Raw genomic sequence first — 17,749 nt, 5'->3', positions numbered from 1 at the left:
TTTCGCGGGCGGCACGTTGCATGAAGGGCATTCTCTCGCGTGATTTTCTGGCGCTGATCCTGAGCGTCGCGGTTGTCGGCCTCGGTCTGGGCGCGACGCTGCCGCTGACCGCGCTCGCCTTGACGCAAGCGGGCTACGGCACCGGCATGGTCGGCCTGATGACTGCCATGCAGGCGGGCGGCGGCCTCGCGGTCGCGCCGTTCGCGAGCCGCGTCGCCGCGCGTTGCGGCGCGCGCGAGACGATCGTCGGCACGGTGATCGTCGCGGCGCTGTCCACCATCGCGATGCAGTTCACCGTGGATCTGTGGCTGTGGGCCGTGCTGCGCTTCCTGTGCGGCGCGGCGCTGATGCTGCTTTTCACGATCGGCGAGGCGTGGGTCACGCAGCTCGCCGACGACGCGACGCGCGGCCGCGTCGTCGCCATCTACGCGACCAACTTCACGCTCTTCCAGATGACCGGCCCGGTGCTCGTCAGCATGATCGGCGGCCTGCCGTCGATGCGCTTCGCGATTTGCGGCGCCATCTTTCTGCTGGCGTTGCCCGCGCTCGCGTCGATACGCGGCACGCCGCACGCGCTCGCTTCGGGCGAAGGCGAAGGCGAGCACGGCGACTGGCGGCACGTGCTGCCGCGCATGCCGGCGCTCGTGATCGGCACGGGCTTCTTCGCGCTCTTCGACACGCTCGCGCTCTCGCTGATGCCGCTCTTCGCAATGTCGCACGGTATCGGCGAGGAAACCGGCGTGCTGTTCGCCTCCGCCATCCTGTTCGGCGACACGACGATGCAATTCCCGATCGGCTGGCTCGCCGATCGCATCGGGCGCGCGAAGGTGCATGCGGGTGCGGGGGTCGTCGTGGTGGTGCTGTTGCCGCTGCTGCCGTGGGCGGTCGCGCATCCGTGGATCTGCTGGCCGCTGCTCTTCGTGATCGGCGCGGCGGCGGGCAGCGTCTATACGCTGTCGATCGTCGCGTGCGGCGAGCGCTTCCGCGGCCCGACGCTCGTGTCGGCGACTGCGATCGTCGGGGCGTCGTGGAGCGTGGCGAGTTTTGGCGGTCCGATCATTGCGGGGACGTTGATGCAGCGCGTCGGCGCGGATGCCTTGATTGGTGTTTTGACTGTGGCGGCGGGGGCTCTTTTGGTGGCCGTTTGGTGGGAATGGCGCAATGGCACGACGCGTCTTTAGGGATGCTGAGGTGTCGCCGGATCCCGTATTCGTGTCGGTCTATTTGCACTGCCCCTGTGCGGGGCGGCAGTCACTTTCTTTGCTGCTGCAAAGAAAGTAACCAAAGAAAGCAGCTCGATACGCCCGCGGTCACACGCAATCTGGGTATCCTTCTCCTCACCCGTGGCCTCTGTAGCGAGTGCCCTCACAGGCCACATCCGGCTTGGACCGCGCACGGTCTGTCACATCGCGCCGCATGTGTGACTGGTTCAGCACGAAATGGCTCCGGCCCGCTGCGCGGCCGATGGGTCAATTGGGTCTGCTCGTGCTTCTGTGCTAACACCTCCATCTCACTGCATCGGCGCTTCGTCGGTTTCCCTTGCATTCCCAACGGCAGCGCGTAGCGCTGTGCCGGAACTCTTTCGTGCTGAACCAGCACGCTATACGTTCTAGCTCGTCAGACCGTGTGCGGTCCAAGCCCGGTTAGGCCTACGAGGGCACTCGCTACTGAGTCCACGAACAACGAGAATAGTGGCCAAATTGCGTATGACCGCGGGCGTCTCGAGCTGCTTTCTTTGGTTACTTTCTTTGCAGCAGCAAAGAAAGTGACTGCCGCCCCGCACAGGGGCAACACCAATAGACCCACACGAATACGGGATCCGGCGACACGACACACAGAAAAAGCTCAGGCAAGCGCCGCCAGAACCCGCCCAGCGCATTCCCCGAACCCTACGCGATAGCCCTCCCCCTGACACCATCCCCGCAAGGTGACTTCATCCCCGTCCTGCAGGAACACGCGCTCGACGCCCTCTTCCAGCTTCAGCGGCCGCTGCCCGTTCCACGTGCTTTCGAGCAGGCTGCCGCACGATTGCGGCGTCGCTCCGCTGATCGTCCCCGAGCCCATCAGATCGCCGACTCGCGTATTGCAGCCGCCGACCGTGTGATGCGCGAGCTGCTGCGCCATCGACCAATACATGAGCTTGAAGTTGGTGCGCGAAATGCTGGCCGGCTGTCGCGCGCCCTCGGCCCGCAGCAACACTTCCAGTTCGATATCGAACGCGTGATCGCCCGCGTGGCGCAGATACGCGAGCGGCTGCGGCTCCTGCGCGGGCGTCGCGGTGCGAAACGGCTCGAGCGCGTCGAGCGTGACGATCCACGGCGAAATGGTGGTCGCAAAACCCTTCGAGTTGAACGGCCCGAGCGGCACGTATTCCCATTGCTGGATGTCGCGCGCGCTCCAGTCGTTGAGCAGTACCATGCCGAAGATATGCGCTTCCGCGTCCTCGCACGCAATCGGCTCGCCGAGCGCGTTGCCCCGTCCAATGATGAAGCCCGTCTCCAGCTCGATATCGAGCTTGCGGCACGCGCCATAGACCGGACGATCCTCATCCGGCAGCTTGATCTGGCCATTGGGCCGGCGCACCGGCGTGCCGCTCACGACGACCGACGACGCGCGCCCGTTATAGCCGATCGGCATCTCGGACCAGTTCGGCAACAACGCGTTCTTCGGATCGCGGAACATCGAGCCGACGTTCGTCGCGTGCTCCTTCGACGAATAGAAATCCGTGTAGCCGGGAATCTCGACGGGCAGATGCATCGTCGCATCCGGGCGCGGCACGAGCGCGCGGCGGCGCAGCGTTTCGTCGTCACGCAAGATCGCGTTGCCGTGCGCGAGCAGACCGCTCAACGCGATACGCACTTCACGCCACTTCTCGCGCCCGAGCGCGATGAAGTCGTTCAGGCGCGGCTTGTCTAACGCGCCTTGCGCATCGACGAGGCCGGCGCGTTCGAGCGCGGCCAGATCGACGATCCAGTCGCCGATCGCAACGCCCGCGCGCGGCTGCGGATTCACCGCGTCGCTGAATACGCCGAATGGCAGATTCTGGATGGGGAAGTCGCTCGCGGGATCGTTCGCGGATTCGATCCAGCTTTTCAAGGCGGGCGCGAGTGTGGCCTGCAGCGCGTCGTTCATCGTTGCTCCGGGTTGAAGTGTTTCGTGAGGCCTTGCCAGCACTCGTAGTAGTTCGCCTGCAACTGCGCGGTTTCGAGCGCGAACTGCGTCGGCTTGATGAGCGTGCGCGTCTCGAACATGAAGGCCATCGTGGCATCGACCTTCGCGGGCCTCGAGGTATCGCTGCGCGATGCCTTCTCGAAGGTCTCCGCATCCGGCCCGTGCCCCGACATGCAGTTGTGCAGACTCGCGCCGCCGGGCACGAAGCCTTCGGCCTTCGCATCGTAGACGCCGTGCACGAGGCCCATGAACTCGCTCGCGACATTGCGATGGAACCACGGCGGGCGGAACGTATCTTCGGCTGCGAGCCAGCGCGGCGGGAAGATCACGAAGTCGATCGTGTCGACGCCCGGCGTGTCGCTCGGCGATTGCAGCACGAGGAAGATCGACGGATCGGGATGGTCGAAGCTGATCGAGCCGATGGTGTTGAAGTGGCGCAGGTCGTACTTGTACGGCGCATAGTTGCCGTGCCACGCGACGACATCGAGCGGCGAATGACCGATATCCGCGCGCCACAGCACGCCGTTCATCTTGGTGACGAGTTCGAATCTGCCTTCGCGGTCTTCATAGGCGGCGTGTGGCGTGAGGAAGTCGCGTGGATTCGCGAGTCCGTTCGAGCCGATCGGCCCGAGATCCGGCAACTGCAGCAACGCGCCGAAGTTCTCGCAGATGTAGCCGCGCGCTTCGCCGTCGGGCAATGCCACCGAAAAGCGCACGCCGCGCGGAATCACCGCGATCTCGTACGGTTCGACTTCCAGCTTGCCGAGTTCGGTCGAAATCGCGAGGCGGCCTTGCTGCGGCACGATCAGCAATTCGCCGTCGCTGTTGTAGAAGAAGCGGTCCTGCATCGAGCGGTTCGCCGCGTAGAGATGAATCGCGCAGCCGGACATCGCTTCGGCGGCGCCGTTGCCGGCCATCGTCACCCAGCCGTCGATGAAGTCGGTCGGCGTGGCGGGCATCGGCAGCGGGTCCCAGCGGAGTTGATTGGGCGGGGTCGCGGGCACGTCGGCGAAATTGGCGACGAGCTTCGCGCGCAGCGCGTCGGCGGGCACGCGCGTGAATGGCTTGTGCACCGCGCCCGGCCGGATGCGATAGAGCCACGAGCGGCGATTGTGCGCGCGCGGCGCGGTGAACGCGGTACCCGAAAGCTGCTCGGCATAGAGGCCGTAGGCGGCGCGTTGCGGCGAGTTGCGGCCGATCGGCAGCGCGCCCGGCAGCGCTTCAGTGGCGAAGTCGTTGGCGAAGCCGGATTGATAGTGCTGGTTCGCGTCCGTGTGCGTCTCGAACGTTGGCATGGTCGAAATCCTCGACGAAAGAATGGGTGCGGGCGCGTTGTCGCTGCGTTTTACGCATAGTAAAACCAATTACGATTAGTGAAATTCATCGTAAACCCTTAATCGACGCGCTTCTTCCGGCATATCAATATGTGAATTTGGTGCTGGACGCGGTGTTGCGCGCTGATACCATCGACCATTCAAACGACAATCGCCGGTGCGGCACGCCTCCATAAACCGAACGCTCCATCCATGATCGCCCCGTCCTTGCCTGAACTCGTCGCCCGCGCCGCGGAACATCCGTTTCTTGGCGCGCATGTCGTGCTCGGCGAGAAGGAGCATGCGGGCGAGGCGATCGCGCATTACGGCGATCTGTTCATATCGAGCGCTTACGAGCCGATCTTCGATGTCGGCACGCATAGTTTTCCGCAGACCTTGAGCGCATCGCCGGAGAGCGCCGAGCGGTTCGGCGATGAGCTCGGCGTGCAGGCGCTGACACTGATTCAGGGCGATGCGCCGCGCGATCCTTTCGGGCAACTCGAAGACGATCGCGAGCTGGTCGCGCTGGACCGGCTATCGCGTGCGCTGCATGCGTTCAACTTCTTCGGGCCGCAACGGCCGGGCTTGCTCTTCTTGCGTGTGCATGAGCGGCTTTTGAAGAGCGTGAAGTATGACCATGGGCTGCACTTCTCTTCGGTGCTGACGGAGTTCGGGATGAGCCCGTCACGGGTGGTGATCGAATTGCCTGCGGCGGCGGTCGCGCACAAGACGTTTCTTGGGTATCTCACCAAGAGCTATCAACACTACGGGTTCAAGGTCGCGGGGAATTTGCCCAATGCAGGGCAGATCATGGCGGTGTCGGATATGGCGCGGCTCGACTTCATCAAGATGGATGCGGGGGCGGCCCTGCGGGATTCAGTGGTGAAGCATCTGGTGGCTTATGCACATCGGTTGAGGATTCCGCTCATCTTTTCCAATGTCTGCGATGAAGCGCAGTTCAATGCGTTGCAGCAGTTCGATGTGCATTTTGTGCAGGGGCCGGTTTTTGATTCACATCCGGTGCTGGGGGGGCGGTAGCGTTTTCGGGCTTCTATGGAATCCTGATTTCGCGTCACCCACACCCTCACCCCCTCAACCGATGCATCAACGGCTTCAACGCCGGATAGATCTCCCGATAAACCTCGAAGCGTTCCGCATAGACCCTCTCCCGCGCCTGCTCCGGCCGAGCCCGCTCGATCAACGTCACCCACCCGCCTTCGGCGGTCTCCCTCGACACCAGGCCCGCCCCCAGTGCCGCCAGCAACGCCGCACCCATCGCCGCTTCGACGTCCTGCTCAATCGACAGCACCGGATACCCGGTCACATCCGCGATGATCTGCATCCACAGATCCGAATGCGCCGCGCCGCCCACGACGATCAACCGGTCATCCAGCGACTGCGCTCCACGGCGCCCCGCCTCCATGTTGTGCTTCAACGCAAACGCGACCCCTTCGAGCACCGCACGATAAAGCGTCGCACGCGTATGAAACAGATTGAGCCCGACGAACGTGCCGCTCGCGTGGGCATCCCAGACCGGGCTGCGCTCGCCCATCAGATAAGGCAGAAACACGACGCCATCCGAACCCGCCGCAACCTGCGACGCAGCCTCTTCCAGCAAGCGATGCGGATCGCCATGCGGCAGCGCTTTCGCCGCGGCGATCTCCCCCTGGCAAAACTGATCGCGATACCACGCCACGCACTGCCCCGCCGTGCTCGCGCCGCCGAACACATACAGATCGTGCTTGCCGTTGTACACATGCGGCATCGACACGAGCCCGTGACTCGCATCGACCGTCTGGTTGATATAGCCCCAGCACATGCTGGTGCCGATCATCGCGACGTGATGACCCGCCTTCGTGACGCCCGCCGCGAAGGTCGCGACGGCCGCATCGACGCCACCCGCGACGACCGGCGTGCCCGCCACGAGGCCCAGCTTGCCGGCCCACTCCGGCGCGAGCCCGCCCACCACTTCCGACGATTCGACGAGCCGCTGCGGCATCATCGAAGCGGGTATGCCGAGCATGTCGAGCGCGTCCTGCGACCATGCGCGCGCGGCGACGTCATACACGCCGCCGAGGTTCCCCGCCGAACTATGATCGACGGCCAGTTCACCCGTCAGACGCTGGATCACGAACGCATTGGGCGGCAGAAAATAGCGCGTCTTCTTCCATACGTCGGGCTGGTGATTGCGCAGCCAGAGCATCTTCGTGAACCCGTAGTAACTGTCCACGCCGTTGCCCGTGATCGTTTGCAGACGCTTCATGTCGACATGCTCGCGCACCCACTCGACCTCCGCCGTCGCGCGCCGGTCCATCCAGATGAGACACGGATAAAGCGGCTCCATGTTCTCGTCGACGGGAATGCCCGAGCCGCCGTAGAGACTGCTCACGCAAAGCGCCTTGACATCGCTTGCCGCGACGCCCTTTTCCCGGGCCTTCGACACGACGCCCGCGATGCACGCCGTCACGGCATCGAACCACACCGACGCCCACTGCTCCGCCCACAAGGGCTTCGGCGTGTCCGGATGATAGGCGCTCGAATGCTGCGCGACGATCGCGCCGCTGGTATCGACGAGCAACGCCTTCGTGCTCTGTGTGCCGATGTCGATGCCGATCACGTAATCCATGTCTGTCTCCCGCGTTCTATTTTTCCGCCTATCGTTATAGGCAATTGGCTCACGCACCTTCGTTCAATGGCCGTCGAGTTGACTATCCGGGTTATTCCCGATCCGCTATCGCCGGCGAAATTTGTGCGCCGCAGGGGTGCGTAAATTGCGCGCCGTCGCACGATGCACCGCGTCTTGACTTTCGCCCGAGCGAATACGATCATTAGACCATCCGTAGAGCAAATGCTCACTCAGCCGCCTTGACCGTGATCGCGCGGCATCGCGAACCGCCGTCCGCGCAGAACGGGCGCACAGCCAATCAGAGGAAGAGACGACATGACTAGCGAAGCCAACGTGATCCTGCACATCGGCGCCGGGTCTTTTCATCGCGCGCATCAGGCGTGGTATCTGCATCGACTGAGCGAGACAGGCGATACGCGCTGGTCGCTCGCTGTCGGCAATATTCGTGGCGACATGAACGCGGTGCTCGACGCGCTGGCCGCGCAGAACGGCGAATACACGCTGGAAACCGTCACGCCGAAGGGCGAGCGCGAGTACGAAACCATTCGCGCGATCAAAAAGGTCGTGCCGTGGTCGGCGGACCTGAGCGCGCTCATCGCGACGGGCGCGGATCCGGCGTGCAGGATCGTGTCCTTCACCGTCACCGAAGGCGGCTATTACCTCGACGAGCACGACAAGCTCGACACGGCCAACCCCGATCTCGCCGCGGACCTCAAAGGCGCGAAGACGACCATTTACGGCGCGCTTGCCGCCATCCTCGATGCGCGCATGAAGAGCGGCGCAGGCCCGGTCTCGCTGCAGAACTGCGACAACCTGCGCAGCAACGGCGACCGCTTCAAGGCGGGCATGCTCGAATTTCTGGAGCGGCGCGGCGAGCACGCGCTGCGCGAGTGGATGATCGCGAACACGTCGTGTCCGAACGCGATGGTCGACCGCATCACGCCACGTCCGACGCCCGATGTCGCCGAGCGCGTGAAGGCCGCGACGGGCTTCGACGATCGCGCGCCGGTGATGGGCGAAAAGTTCATCCAGTGGGTGATCGAGGACAACTTCATTGCCGGGCGGCCCGCGTGGGAGAAGGTCGGCGCGGAGATGGTCGAATCGGTGCATCCATACGAGGAGGCGAAAATCCGCATCCTCAATGCGAGCCATAGCTGCATCGCGTGGGCGGGCACGCTCGTCGGTCTGCAATATATCCACGAAGGCACGCAGGACCTGGAAATCCGCGCGCTCGCGGATGCCTACGTCACCGATGACGTGATTCCCTGCCTCACACCGAGCCCGATCGATCTCGCGAAGTATCGCGATGTCGTGCTCGACCGCTTCAGCAATCCGTATATCAAGGACACGAACCAGCGCGTCGCCGCCGATGGCTTCTCGAAGCTCCCCGGCTTCATCGCGCCGACGCTCTCCGAATGCTTTGCGCGCAACGTCGATCCGGATTCGACCGCCATCCTGCCCGCGCTCTTCTTCCGCTTCCTCGAACGCTGGCACGAAGACAAGCTGCCTTATGCGTATCAGGATGGCGTGATGGACCCGGCTGTCGCGCACGGCTTCTTCACGGCGCCGGATCCGATCAAGGCATTCACCGGCGACAAGCTCCTGTGGGGCAGCATGGCGCAGACCGAAGGGCTGGAGCGCGTGATGCGCAACGCGATCGCGAAGGTCGATGCGTGGCTTGCGAATCGACCGTAACGCGCGGCCATAAGCAACGCGTTATCACCGTTCCTGTCGCATCGCGTAACCATCAGCCGCGCCGCTCGGGTAATGTGCCCATGGCGCGGCGCGCTGCGTGGCGTTAAATTAGCGCCTCCCGCTGGATTGGCGTCACGCCTGGCCATTGGCCGGGTTCGTTCCCGGCAACGACAAAGGGTCCGTTCATGTACTTAGGCATCGACCTCGGCACCTCCGAAGTGAAAGTCCTGCTGCTCGCCGCCGATGGCGCCGTGATCGGCACGGCGGGCACGCCGTTCACCGTATCGCGTCCGAAGCCGCGCTGGTCGGAGCAGAATCCGCTCGACTGGTGGGAAGGCACGCGCGCCGCACTCTTCAAGCTGCGCGAAAAGTTTCCCGATGAATTCACGCAGGTACGCGGCATCGGCCTCTCGGGCCAGATGCACGGCGCGGTGCTGCTCGATTCACACGACAACGTACTGCGGCCCGCGATCCTCTGGAACGACATGCGCAGCGACAAGGAGTGCGCCGAACTCTACGAGCGCGCGCCGAACCTGCACGAGATCGCCGGCAATCTGGCGATGCCCGGCTTCACCGCGCCAAAGCTGCTGTGGGTCGCGCACAACGAACCGGAAATCTTCAAACAGACCGCGTGCGTGCTGCTGCCGAAGGATTATCTGCGGATGCATCTGACGGGCACGAAGGTATCCGATCCGTCGGACGCGGCCGGCACGTTGTGGCTCGACGTCGCGCGTCGCGACTGGTCCGACGAGCTGCTCGCCGCGTGCGGCATGTCGCGCCAGCAGATGCCGTCGCTGGCCGAGGGCAGTGCGCCTTCGGGCACGTTGCGTCCCGAGCTCGCGCGCGAGTTCGGCCTGGGCGAAGGCGTGATCGTCGCGGCGGGCGGCGGCGACAATGCCGCGAGCGCGGTGGGCATCGGCGCGACCGATCCGGGCGATGGCTTTCTCTCGCTCGGCACGTCGGGCGTGCTGTGCGTGATCGGCGATCGTTTCCGGCCGAATCCGGCGTCGGCCGTGCATGCGTTCTGCCACGCGATTCCGGATCGCTGGCATCAGATGAGCGTGGTGTTGTCGGCTGCGAGCTGTCTGCGCTGGGTGTGCAAGCTGACGTCGACGGACGAGCCTACGTTGCTCGCGGAAATCGAAGCCTTGCCTGCTGATGTGCTGCCTTCGGCGCCGCTCTTTCTGCCGTATCTGAGCGGCGAGCGCACGCCGCACAACGATCCGTACGCGCAAGGTGTGTTCTTCGGCATGACCCATGCGACCGATCGCGCCTTGCTTGGCTATTCTGTGCTCGAAGGCGTGACGCTCTCGCTGACCGATGGTCTCGATGCGCTGCAATCGGCGGGTACGCAGGCGCGGGCGTTGTCGATGCTCGGCGGTGGTGCACGCAGCGCGTACTGGGCGCAGATGTTCGCCGATGCTTTCGATACCCCGACTCGCACGCACGGTGGTGGCGAAACCGGTGCGGCGCTTGGCGCAGCGCGGCTCGGGTGGCTCGCGGCGGGGGGCGATCCGGCGACGGTGCTCGCCAAGCCCGAGATCAAGCAGGAGTTCACGCCGAACCCGCAGCGGCATGAGATGCTTCGGCAGCGGTTGAAAGGGTTTCGGGAGCTTTATCAGCATGTGAGGCCGTTGTTTGATCCGGCGCGGCCGAGGCTGGCTTGATTTTGTGGTGCGGGTGGGCTTCTATGGAACTTGTCGGCGTGTCAGTCTGCTAGCGTTGCCCTGTACGGGGCAACGTCAATCAACCGACACGCCAACGGGATCCGGCAACACTCCCCAAAAAACAACAAAACAAAAAGCCAAACCACCAGTGCCCAAGTCCACTGAAAAACTCGACCTCGCAACGCGCGCAGCGTGGCTCTACTACGTCGCCGGCAACACCCAGAACGAGATCGCAGAAAAACTGCAAATCTCGCGTCCGGTGGCGCAGCGCCTCGTCGCCTTCGCCGTTGAAAAGAACCTGATCCGCGTGCGGGTCGATCATCGCATCGCCGATTGTCTGTCGCTCGCCAAGGCGCTCAGCGACCGCTACGGCCTCGCGATGTGCGAAGTCGTCCCCATCGACGGCGACGCCCCCGAGCAGATCGACCGCAAGCTCGCCGTCGCGGGCGCGCAGGTGATGGAGCGCTATCTGTTCGAAGAGAAACCGCTCGTGGTGTCGATCGGCAGCGGGCGCACGCTGAAGGCTTGTGTCGCGCAGATCGGCCAGCTGGACCGGCCGCAGCATCGTTTCGTGTCGATGGTCGGCGCCATCGCGCAGGACGGTTCGTCGAATCGCTACGACGTCGCGCAGCAGCTATCGGAAAAGACCGGCGGCAAGCACTTCATGCTGCCCGCGCCGCTCATGGCCGACAGCGAAACCGAGCGCGCGCAGTGGGTCAATCACCGGCTGTATCGCATCGTCAGCGCGCTCGCGCAGCAGGCGGATGTGGCGTTCGTCGGCATCGGCAACGTGGGCGTGAACTGTCCGCTGCACGAAGACGGCTTCATTACGCGCGCGGAAGTCGACGAGATGATGGGCGCGGGCGCCGTGGCCGAATGGCTCGGGCTGCCGATCAATGCCGATGGCAAGCGCGTGACATCGAAGACCGGCGCGCGCGTGACGAGCCTCAAACTCGACACGCCGCCGAAACGCCCGACGATCGGCTTCGCGGGCGGGCAACGCAAGCGCGAGGCGCTGATCGCCGCGCTGAAGGGCCAATGGCTGTCGGGGCTCGTGACCGACGAGTTGTGCGCGAAGGCGGCGCTCGACGCGTGACGCGTCAGAAGTCGATTTCGGCTGCCACTTCCTGCCCGACTTCCAGCATGACGCCCTCGCCTGCCACGATGATCGCGTTCTTGCCGAAGGTCAGCGCGCCGTCGAACTGGTCGCTGCCGCGATACGCGCTCATGGTGTCGAGCGGCTCGTGCGGCCACGACGGATTCGGCGCGCCCGTCTCCTGATCGATCGACGGAATCGGACAGCGCGTGCACAGCTTCACGAGGCGCAATTGCACAAATCGCACGTCGCGTTCCGGCACGCGAATCTGCATCTCGCCGACGAAATCCTCCTCATACGCATCGAGCCCGCCGATCACGAGATTCGGCCGGAAGCGATTGGCGGCGATGCCCGGCGCGCCCTTGGTCGACAGACGCGCGTTGAGATCGTCGAGCGATGCCTGGCCGAGCACCAGCAGCGGAAACTGATCCGCGAAACGCGTATGCGCGGCAAGCGGCGCGGTCCATTCGTCGCTGACATCGCGGCGTGCCGCCGGCGCGAAGCGCGCGAGGCGCGCGGGCAGGCCGAGAAACGCAGTGAACCATTGCGCGGTGTGCGCGCCGGTATCGAGCGCATCGACGGTATCGCGCCAGACGGTCGCGTGCATCGGCTGCGCATCGGTCAGCGCTTCGGTGCGCAAGGGCGTGCGCAGCGTCGGCATGTCCGGCGCATCGATCACGAGATCGTCGCCGTCGAACGCGGTTCTGATCAAGGCCATGCGCGGATGCGTGCGCTGCGTGAACATGCCGCCCGACGCGTCGGTCACCATCCAGTGGCGGTCGTATTCGAGACCCGTGTCGAAAAGCGTTGCGCGGCGCAGGGAAATGCCCGCGCAGGATTTGATCGGATAGACGAAGAGTTCGGTCAGGACAGGCATGGCGATTTCGTGTGGGAATGCGCCGGTCATCGAGTGTGAACGGTCGTAACCGCGATTATCGCGCTTCTCCCATGCACCGCAAAAAACAACGGCGCCGTCCTTTCGGATGGCGCCGCCGTTGCATCGTCGACAAGCTCACGCCGCTGTCGCATGCTCCCGCAGCCACGAATCCACGACCTTGCGCGTGAACGCCTGCCCTTCCGCGTTGAACAGATGGCAATGCTCCGCCGACGCCCCGAGCTTCAGCTTCTCGCCGCGCGCGTGCTTCTCCAGCGGCGGAATGCGCGAGATCAAGCCATCCGGCGCGACGTCCGTTTCGGCGTAGAGATACGCCGCGTCGCCGAGCGTCTCGACCGTCATCGCCGATGCGGAAACACCGAAATCGCCCGCTCCCGGCGAGTTCGGCTGCAAGTGCTCCGGACGAATGCCGACCGTGACCGCATCGCCCACCTTCGCGTTGCCCGGCAACACGCCGGCGAGCTGCGTCTCGCCCGTCGCGTACTTCACGAGCACGCCGTCGCTCTGCACCTGCGCGATCGTGCCCGACAGAAAATTCATCTTCGGCGAGCCGATGAAACCCGCCACGAAGCGGTTCGCCGGCGCGTGATACAGCGTGTTCGGCGTGCCGACCTGCTCGATGTTCCCCGCCGACAGCACGACGATCTTGTCCGCCAGCGTCATCGCTTCGACCTGATCGTGCGTCACGTAGATCATCGTCGTCTTGAGGTCATCATGCAGGCGCGCGAATTCGAGGCGCATCTTCACGCGCAGCGCGGCATCGAGGTTCGAGAGCGGTTCGTCGAACAGGAACACCTTCGGCTTGCGCGTGATCGCGCGCCCGATCGCCACGCGCTGGCGCTGACCGCCCGACAGCGCCTTCGGCTTGCGATCGAGCAGGTGATCGATGTGCAGAATCTTCGCGGCGTTCTTCACTGCCGCATCGATCGCGGGCTTCTTTTCGCCCGCGAGCTTCAGGCCGAACGCCATGTTGTCGTACAGCGTCATGTGCGGATACAGCGCGTACGACTGGAACACCATCGCGATGCCGCGCTTGGCGGGCGCGAGTTCGTTCACGCGCGTGTTGTCGATCATCAGCTCGCCGCCGCTGATGTCCTCCAGACCCGCGATCATGCGCATCAACGTCGATTTGCCGCAGCCCGACGGGCCCACGAACACGACGAACTCGCCGTCGTTGATATCGAGGTTGATGTTGCGCATCACCTCGGTCTCTTCATAACGCTTGGTGATGTTACGCAGTGTCAGGCTAGCCATGGTCTGTCTCCAGTCTTCATTGGCGACGCGTCGCGCGCCGTCGCTATCTGATTTCGAACGCCGCGTTCTGCAGCCATTGCTCGACGAGCGCCGGCAAGCGCGTCATGTCGTCGAATACCGCCTGCGCGCCCGCTCGCTGCAGCGCGCCGATCTGTCCTTCAGTCGCATGACCGCCACCGATGAAACCGAGCACCGGCATGCCCGCCGCCTTCGCCGCCGTCACGCCCGTCACGCTGTCCTCGACGACGAGGCAGCGCAGCGGATCGATACGCATCGCGCGCGCCGCCGCGAGATAGACGTCGGGCGCTGGCTTCGGATTCTCGACCATATCGGCGCAGAAACGCCGCTCGCCGAAGAAGCGCAGCAGGCCGGTGCGTTGCAGCACGGCGTCGACATAGGTGGAAAAGCTGTTGCTCGCGCATGCCTTCGTGAAGGGCACGGCTGCGAGCGCCTCGGCGATGCCCGCCACGGTCGGCGCCTGCATCGCCGCGACTTCGACCGAACGCCGGATCGCGACGACCTGATCGTGCGTGAGCGTGCGGTTCACCGTATCGGCGGCGCTCGCGAGCACCGCCTCGATGCGCAGGCCGAGCAGCGGCATCACGACCGGCTCGACATCGACGCCCGGCCACAGCGCCTCCAGCTCGGTGACGAGCATGCGCGCCGCCACCGCTTCGCTGTCGATGAGCACGCCGTCGCAATCGCAGATCAGCAGGCGATCTTCGAGATTGGCTTCGTGGGATGGAGTGAGGTTCACGCTCGCATCCTCACTTCACCGCGCCAAACGTGAGACCGCGCACCAGTTGCTTCTGCGAGAGCCAGCCGACGATCAGGATCGGCGCGACCGCGAGCAGCGAGGCCGCCGAGAGCTTGGCCCAGAACAGGCCTTCCGGACTCGAATACGAAGCGATGAACACCGTGAGCGGCGCCGCATTCGAGCTCGACAGGTTGATGCTCCAGAACGCCTCGTTCCACGACAGAATGATGAGCAAGAGGCCCGTCGATGCGAGACCAGGCAGCGCCATCGGCATCAGCAGATAGACGATTTCCTGCCAGGTCGTCGCGCCGTCGATGCGGCCCGCTTCGAGAATGTCCTTCGGCACTTCGTTGAAGTACGTGTAGGCCATCCATACTGCGATCGGCAAGTTGATCAGCGTGTACACGATGACGAGGCCGGACACGGTATCGAGCAGGCCCGTGTTCTTCCACAGCAGGTAGATCGGCACGAGCACGCCGACCGACGGCATCATCTTCGTGGAGAGCATCCACAGCAGGACCGACTGCGTCTTCTTGGTCGGAAAGAAGGCCATCGCATAGGCGCACGGCACGGCGAGCAGCAGACAGATCACCGTGACGCCCAGCGAGATCAGCACCGAATTCAACGCGAAGCCGAAGTAATTGCTGCGCGCGAACACTTCGCGGAAGCTGTCGAGCGTTGGCGTGAAGAACAGTGACGACGAATACGCCTGCTGCTCGGTCTTGAACGCGGTGATCGTCATCCAGAAGATCGGGAAGAACAGCAGGATCGACACGAGCCACGCGACGATGCCGGGCACGATGTTCTTCGCGTGACCGAGTGCGGTGGTCCGCGGCACGCCTGAAACCGGTTGGGTGCTCATGACTCGTACTCCCCTTTGAGGTTCTTCGCGAGCATTCTCACGAGGAAGAACGCGACGATGTTGGCGAGAATGACCGCGAGAATGCCGCCCGCCGACGCGAGACCGACGTCGAACTGCTGCAGGCCGAGCGCGTAGATCAGGTACGACAGGTTGGTCGTCGCGGTGCCGGGGCCGCCGCCGGTCGTCGTATAGATCTCCGCGAAGATCGACAGCAGGAAGATGGTTTCCATCATCACGACCACGGCGACCGCGCGCTTCAGGTGCGGCAGCGTGATGAAGAAGAACATCGCGAACGGACCCGCGCCGTCGATGCGCGCCGCTTCCTTCTGCTCCTGATCGAGCGACTGGATCGCGGTGAAAAGAATCAGGAACGCGAACGGCAGCCACTGCCACGCGACGATCACGATCACCGCGAAGAGCGGATAGTCGGCGAACCAGTCGATCGGCTGCATGCCCATCGAGCGCATCAGGCTGGCGATCAGGCCATACACCGGATGCAGGATCATGTTCTTCCAGATGAGCGCGGACACGGTCGGCATCACGAAGAACGGCGCGATCACGAGCAGCCGCGCGATGCCCTGACCGAAGAACTTGCGGTCGAACAGCACGGCGAGCAACACGCCGCCCACGACCGTGATCACGAGCACCGAAATGATCAGCGTCAGCGTATGGCCGATGGACGGACCGAAGGCCGGATCGGTAACGAGAAACTCGAAATTGTCGAAACCCGCGAAGCCTTTGACGTCGGGATTCAGCAGGTTGTAGCGCGAGAACGAAAACCAGATCGTCATCGCGAGCGGAATGGCCATCCACAGGAAGAGCAGTCCGGTCGATGGCGAGATCAGCCAGCGCACCGACTTCGCGCGCCGCTTGTCGCGCTCGGCGGCGGACTCCTCCAGAGGATGATCGGTGATGGGGGGATTCAGTTGACTCATCGTTTCACCTCTCGATGATGATGCCTGCGGGCCGTTTCATGATGAAACGGCCCGTGTACCGCGCGGATTTACTTCTGATAGCCAGCTTGCTTCACGGCGCGATCCGCGGCTGCGTTCGCCGCCTTCAGCGCCTGATCGACGCCCGTCTGACCCGCGACGACACCCGCGATCGACTGGCCGACCACCGTGCCGAACGACTGGAACTCCGGAATGCCGACGAACTGGATGCCGCTATACGGCACCTTCTTGAGCGTCGCATCGTTCGGGTCCGCGGTCTCGATCGCCTTGAGCACGAAGTCGCCGAACGGCGCGGCCTGCTTGTACTCGGGGCGCGCGTAGGTCGACTTGCGCGTGCCCGGCGGCACCGACGCCCAGCCTTCGTCCTTGCCGACCATCTCGATGTATTCCTTCGAGGTGGCCCACGCGGCGAACTTCTTCGCGGCGTCCTGCTGCTTCGAGGTCTTCGGAATCGCGAGCGACCACGACCACAGCCAGTGCGAGCCCTTCGGCGTAACGGCGACGGGCGCGGCCGCGAAGCCGATCTTGTCCGACACCTGCGACTGCGACTTGTTGTAGAGCATGCCCGCGGCGACGGTCGCGTCGATCCACATCGCGCACTTGCCGGAGGACATCAGCGTGAGGTTCTCGTTGAAGCCGTTCGAGCTCGCTCCCGGCGGCCCGTCGCTCTTCAGCAGATCCGCGTAGAAGCCGACCGCCTTCTTCCATTCGGGCGTGTCGAGCTGCGCCTGCCACTTCTCGTTGAACCATTCGCCGCCGAAGGTGTTCACGACCGTCGACACGAACGCCATGTTCTCGCCCCAACCGGCCTTGCCGCGCAAGCAGATGCCGTACTGGCCTTTGGACTTGTCGGTGAGCTTGTCGGCGAACTGCTTGATCTGGTCGTAGGTTGGCTGGTCGGGCATCTTGAGGCCCGCCGCCTGGAACAGATCCTTGCGGTAGTACGTCATCGAGCTTTCGACGTAGAACGGCAGCGCATAAAGCACGCCGCCGGACGAGAGGCCGTCGCGCGCGGTCTTCACCACGTCGTCGAGATCGTAGTTTGCGGGCAGGCCGGTCATCGGCGAGAGCCAGCCGCGCTTGCCCCATTGCGGTGCCTCATACGTGCCGATGGTGATCACGTCGAACTGGCCGCTGTTGGTGGTGATGTCGGTCGTCGCGCGCTGACGCAGCACGTTTTCTTCGAGGATCACCCACTTCAGCTGGATGTCGGGATTGGCCTTCTCGAACGCCGGCGCGAGCTTCTTCAGCTCGATCATGTCGGGGTTGTTCAGCGTGGCGATCGTGATGGTCGTCGCGGCATGCCCCGACAACGGCACGAGCGCGGCGGCGGCCAGCGCGGCCGACAGAACCGATACGGCGCGGCGCGCGCGCGGTTGTGCTCGAACGATGCGTTGAGTGCGTTTCATGGAAGTTCGTCTCCTTTTTGTTGGCACGGGCACAGCGGATGGTCTCGATGC

Annotated in this window: 14 protein-coding genes; 5 read left to right on the top strand and 9 right to left on the bottom strand. The window is 64.2% G+C overall.

What is annotated here, in order from left to right; genetic code table 11:
• Positions 1 to 20: 20 nt before the first annotated feature.
• The gene (locus tag BTHE68_RS02605; RefSeq protein WP_162065019.1) at positions 21 to 1,181 is read left to right on the top strand and encodes an MFS transporter; all 1,161 of its coding nucleotides are present in this window, start codon (positions 21 to 23) and stop codon (positions 1,179 to 1,181) included.
• Between the two features lie 664 nt (positions 1,182 to 1,845).
• Here the strand turns inward: BTHE68_RS02605 and fahA are convergent.
• Positions 1,846 to 3,132 carry a fumarylacetoacetase gene (gene fahA, locus BTHE68_RS02600; protein ID WP_162065018.1) on the bottom strand — a complete coding sequence of 429 codons (1,287 nt, stop codon included), beginning with the start codon at positions 3,130 to 3,132 and terminating at the stop codon, positions 1,846 to 1,848.
• Positions 3,129 to 4,466: a homogentisate 1,2-dioxygenase gene (hmgA, locus tag BTHE68_RS02595; protein WP_162065017.1), complete on the bottom strand. Its 1,338-nt coding sequence runs from the start codon at positions 4,464 to 4,466 to the stop codon at positions 3,129 to 3,131. Before hmgA ends, fahA begins: the two co-directional genes overlap by 4 nt.
• 231 nt (positions 4,467 to 4,697) lie before the next feature.
• Here hmgA and BTHE68_RS02590 point away from each other — a divergent pair, with 231 nt between their 5' ends.
• A complete protein-coding gene (locus tag BTHE68_RS02590) occupies positions 4,698 to 5,522 on the top strand; it encodes an EAL domain-containing protein (RefSeq protein ID WP_162065016.1) in 825 nt (274 codons plus the stop codon).
• A 46-nt stretch (positions 5,523 to 5,568) separates the two neighbouring features.
• Here the strand turns inward: BTHE68_RS02590 and BTHE68_RS02585 are convergent, their stop codons facing one another.
• Positions 5,569 to 7,110, bottom strand: a complete 1,542-nt coding sequence (locus tag BTHE68_RS02585) for an FGGY-family carbohydrate kinase (RefSeq protein WP_162065015.1) — start codon at positions 7,108 to 7,110, stop codon at positions 5,569 to 5,571.
• Positions 7,111 to 7,425: 315 nt separating this feature from the next.
• Here BTHE68_RS02585 and dalD point away from each other — a divergent pair, with 315 nt between their 5' ends.
• From dalD to BTHE68_RS02570, 3 genes are all read left to right on the top strand, one after another.
• Complete coding sequence (gene dalD / locus BTHE68_RS02580) at positions 7,426 to 8,805, top strand: D-arabinitol 4-dehydrogenase (RefSeq protein WP_162065014.1); 1,380 nt, start codon at positions 7,426 to 7,428, stop codon at positions 8,803 to 8,805.
• 185 nt (positions 8,806 to 8,990) lie between these two features.
• Entirely contained in the window at positions 8,991 to 10,472 is a 1,482-nt protein-coding gene (gene xylB, locus BTHE68_RS02575; RefSeq protein ID WP_162065013.1) for a xylulokinase, read from the top strand.
• 148 nt (positions 10,473 to 10,620) lie between these two features.
• On the top strand, positions 10,621 to 11,568 hold the full coding sequence (locus BTHE68_RS02570; RefSeq protein ID WP_162065012.1) for a sugar-binding transcriptional regulator: 948 nt from the start codon (positions 10,621 to 10,623) through the stop codon (positions 11,566 to 11,568).
• A 4-nt stretch (positions 11,569 to 11,572) separates the two neighbouring features.
• Here BTHE68_RS02570 and BTHE68_RS02565 read toward each other — a convergent pair whose 3' ends face one another.
• The 6 genes from BTHE68_RS02565 to BTHE68_RS02540 all read right to left on the bottom strand — a co-directional run bounded on the left by BTHE68_RS02565 (position 11,573) and on the right by BTHE68_RS02540 (position 17,698).
• Positions 11,573 to 12,445 (bottom strand): MOSC domain-containing protein, encoded by an 873-nt coding sequence (locus BTHE68_RS02565; RefSeq protein WP_162065011.1) that lies wholly within the window; start codon positions 12,443 to 12,445, stop codon positions 11,573 to 11,575.
• 135 nt (positions 12,446 to 12,580) lie between these two features.
• Positions 12,581 to 13,717, bottom strand: a complete 1,137-nt coding sequence (locus tag BTHE68_RS02560; protein WP_162065010.1) for an ABC transporter ATP-binding protein — start codon at positions 13,715 to 13,717, stop codon at positions 12,581 to 12,583.
• 43 nt (positions 13,718 to 13,760) lie between these two features.
• Positions 13,761 to 14,474 carry an HAD family hydrolase gene (locus tag BTHE68_RS02555; protein WP_162065009.1) on the bottom strand — a complete coding sequence of 238 codons (714 nt, stop codon included), beginning with the start codon at positions 14,472 to 14,474 and terminating at the stop codon, positions 13,761 to 13,763.
• A 10-nt stretch (positions 14,475 to 14,484) separates the two neighbouring features.
• Positions 14,485 to 15,336 (bottom strand): carbohydrate ABC transporter permease, encoded by an 852-nt coding sequence (locus BTHE68_RS02550; protein ID WP_162065008.1) that lies wholly within the window; start codon positions 15,334 to 15,336, stop codon positions 14,485 to 14,487.
• Positions 15,333 to 16,271, bottom strand: coding sequence for a carbohydrate ABC transporter permease (locus tag BTHE68_RS02545; RefSeq protein WP_162065007.1), 939 nt, complete (start codon positions 16,269 to 16,271; stop codon positions 15,333 to 15,335). The genes BTHE68_RS02550 and BTHE68_RS02545 overlap by 4 nt, the downstream gene beginning before the upstream one ends.
• 68 nt (positions 16,272 to 16,339) lie before the next feature.
• Positions 16,340 to 17,698, bottom strand: a complete 1,359-nt coding sequence (locus BTHE68_RS02540; protein WP_162065006.1) for an ABC transporter substrate-binding protein — start codon at positions 17,696 to 17,698, stop codon at positions 16,340 to 16,342.
• Between the last annotated feature and the right edge of the window lie 51 nt (positions 17,699 to 17,749).

It is taken from the genome of Burkholderia sp. THE68 (assembly GCF_009938265.1).
Lineage (GTDB): Bacteria > Pseudomonadota > Gammaproteobacteria > Burkholderiales > Burkholderiaceae > Caballeronia.
Note: the sequence above shows the minus strand (reverse complement) of the source record. Positions and strands in the feature narration are given on the sequence as shown.

Bases quoted from the DNA above. Each gene is read 5' to 3' on its own strand.
- BTHE68_RS02590 (WP_162065016.1), top strand. From the start codon at position 4,698: ATGATCGCCCCGTCCTTGCCTGAACTCGTCGCCCGCGCCGCGGAACAT.
- BTHE68_RS02550 (WP_162065008.1), bottom strand. From the start codon at position 15,336: ATGAGCACCCAACCGGTTTCAGGCGTGCCGCGGACCACCGCACTCGGT.
- fahA (WP_162065018.1), bottom strand. From the start codon at position 3,132: ATGAACGACGCGCTGCAGGCCACACTCGCGCCCGCCTTGAAAAGCTGG.
- hmgA (WP_162065017.1), bottom strand. From the start codon at position 4,466: ATGCCAACGTTCGAGACGCACACGGACGCGAACCAGCACTATCAATCC.
- BTHE68_RS02585 (WP_162065015.1), bottom strand. From the start codon at position 7,110: ATGGATTACGTGATCGGCATCGACATCGGCACACAGAGCACGAAGGCG.
- BTHE68_RS02545 (WP_162065007.1), bottom strand. From the start codon at position 16,271: ATGAGTCAACTGAATCCCCCCATCACCGATCATCCTCTGGAGGAGTCC.
- BTHE68_RS02560 (WP_162065010.1), bottom strand. From the start codon at position 13,717: ATGGCTAGCCTGACACTGCGTAACATCACCAAGCGTTATGAAGAGACC.
- BTHE68_RS02565 (WP_162065011.1), bottom strand. From the start codon at position 12,445: ATGCCTGTCCTGACCGAACTCTTCGTCTATCCGATCAAATCCTGCGCG.
- dalD (WP_162065014.1), top strand. From the start codon at position 7,426: ATGACTAGCGAAGCCAACGTGATCCTGCACATCGGCGCCGGGTCTTTT.
- BTHE68_RS02605 (WP_162065019.1), top strand. From the start codon at position 21: ATGAAGGGCATTCTCTCGCGTGATTTTCTGGCGCTGATCCTGAGCGTC.
- xylB (WP_162065013.1), top strand. From the start codon at position 8,991: ATGTACTTAGGCATCGACCTCGGCACCTCCGAAGTGAAAGTCCTGCTG.
- BTHE68_RS02540 (WP_162065006.1), bottom strand. From the start codon at position 17,698: ATGAAACGCACTCAACGCATCGTTCGAGCACAACCGCGCGCGCGCCGC.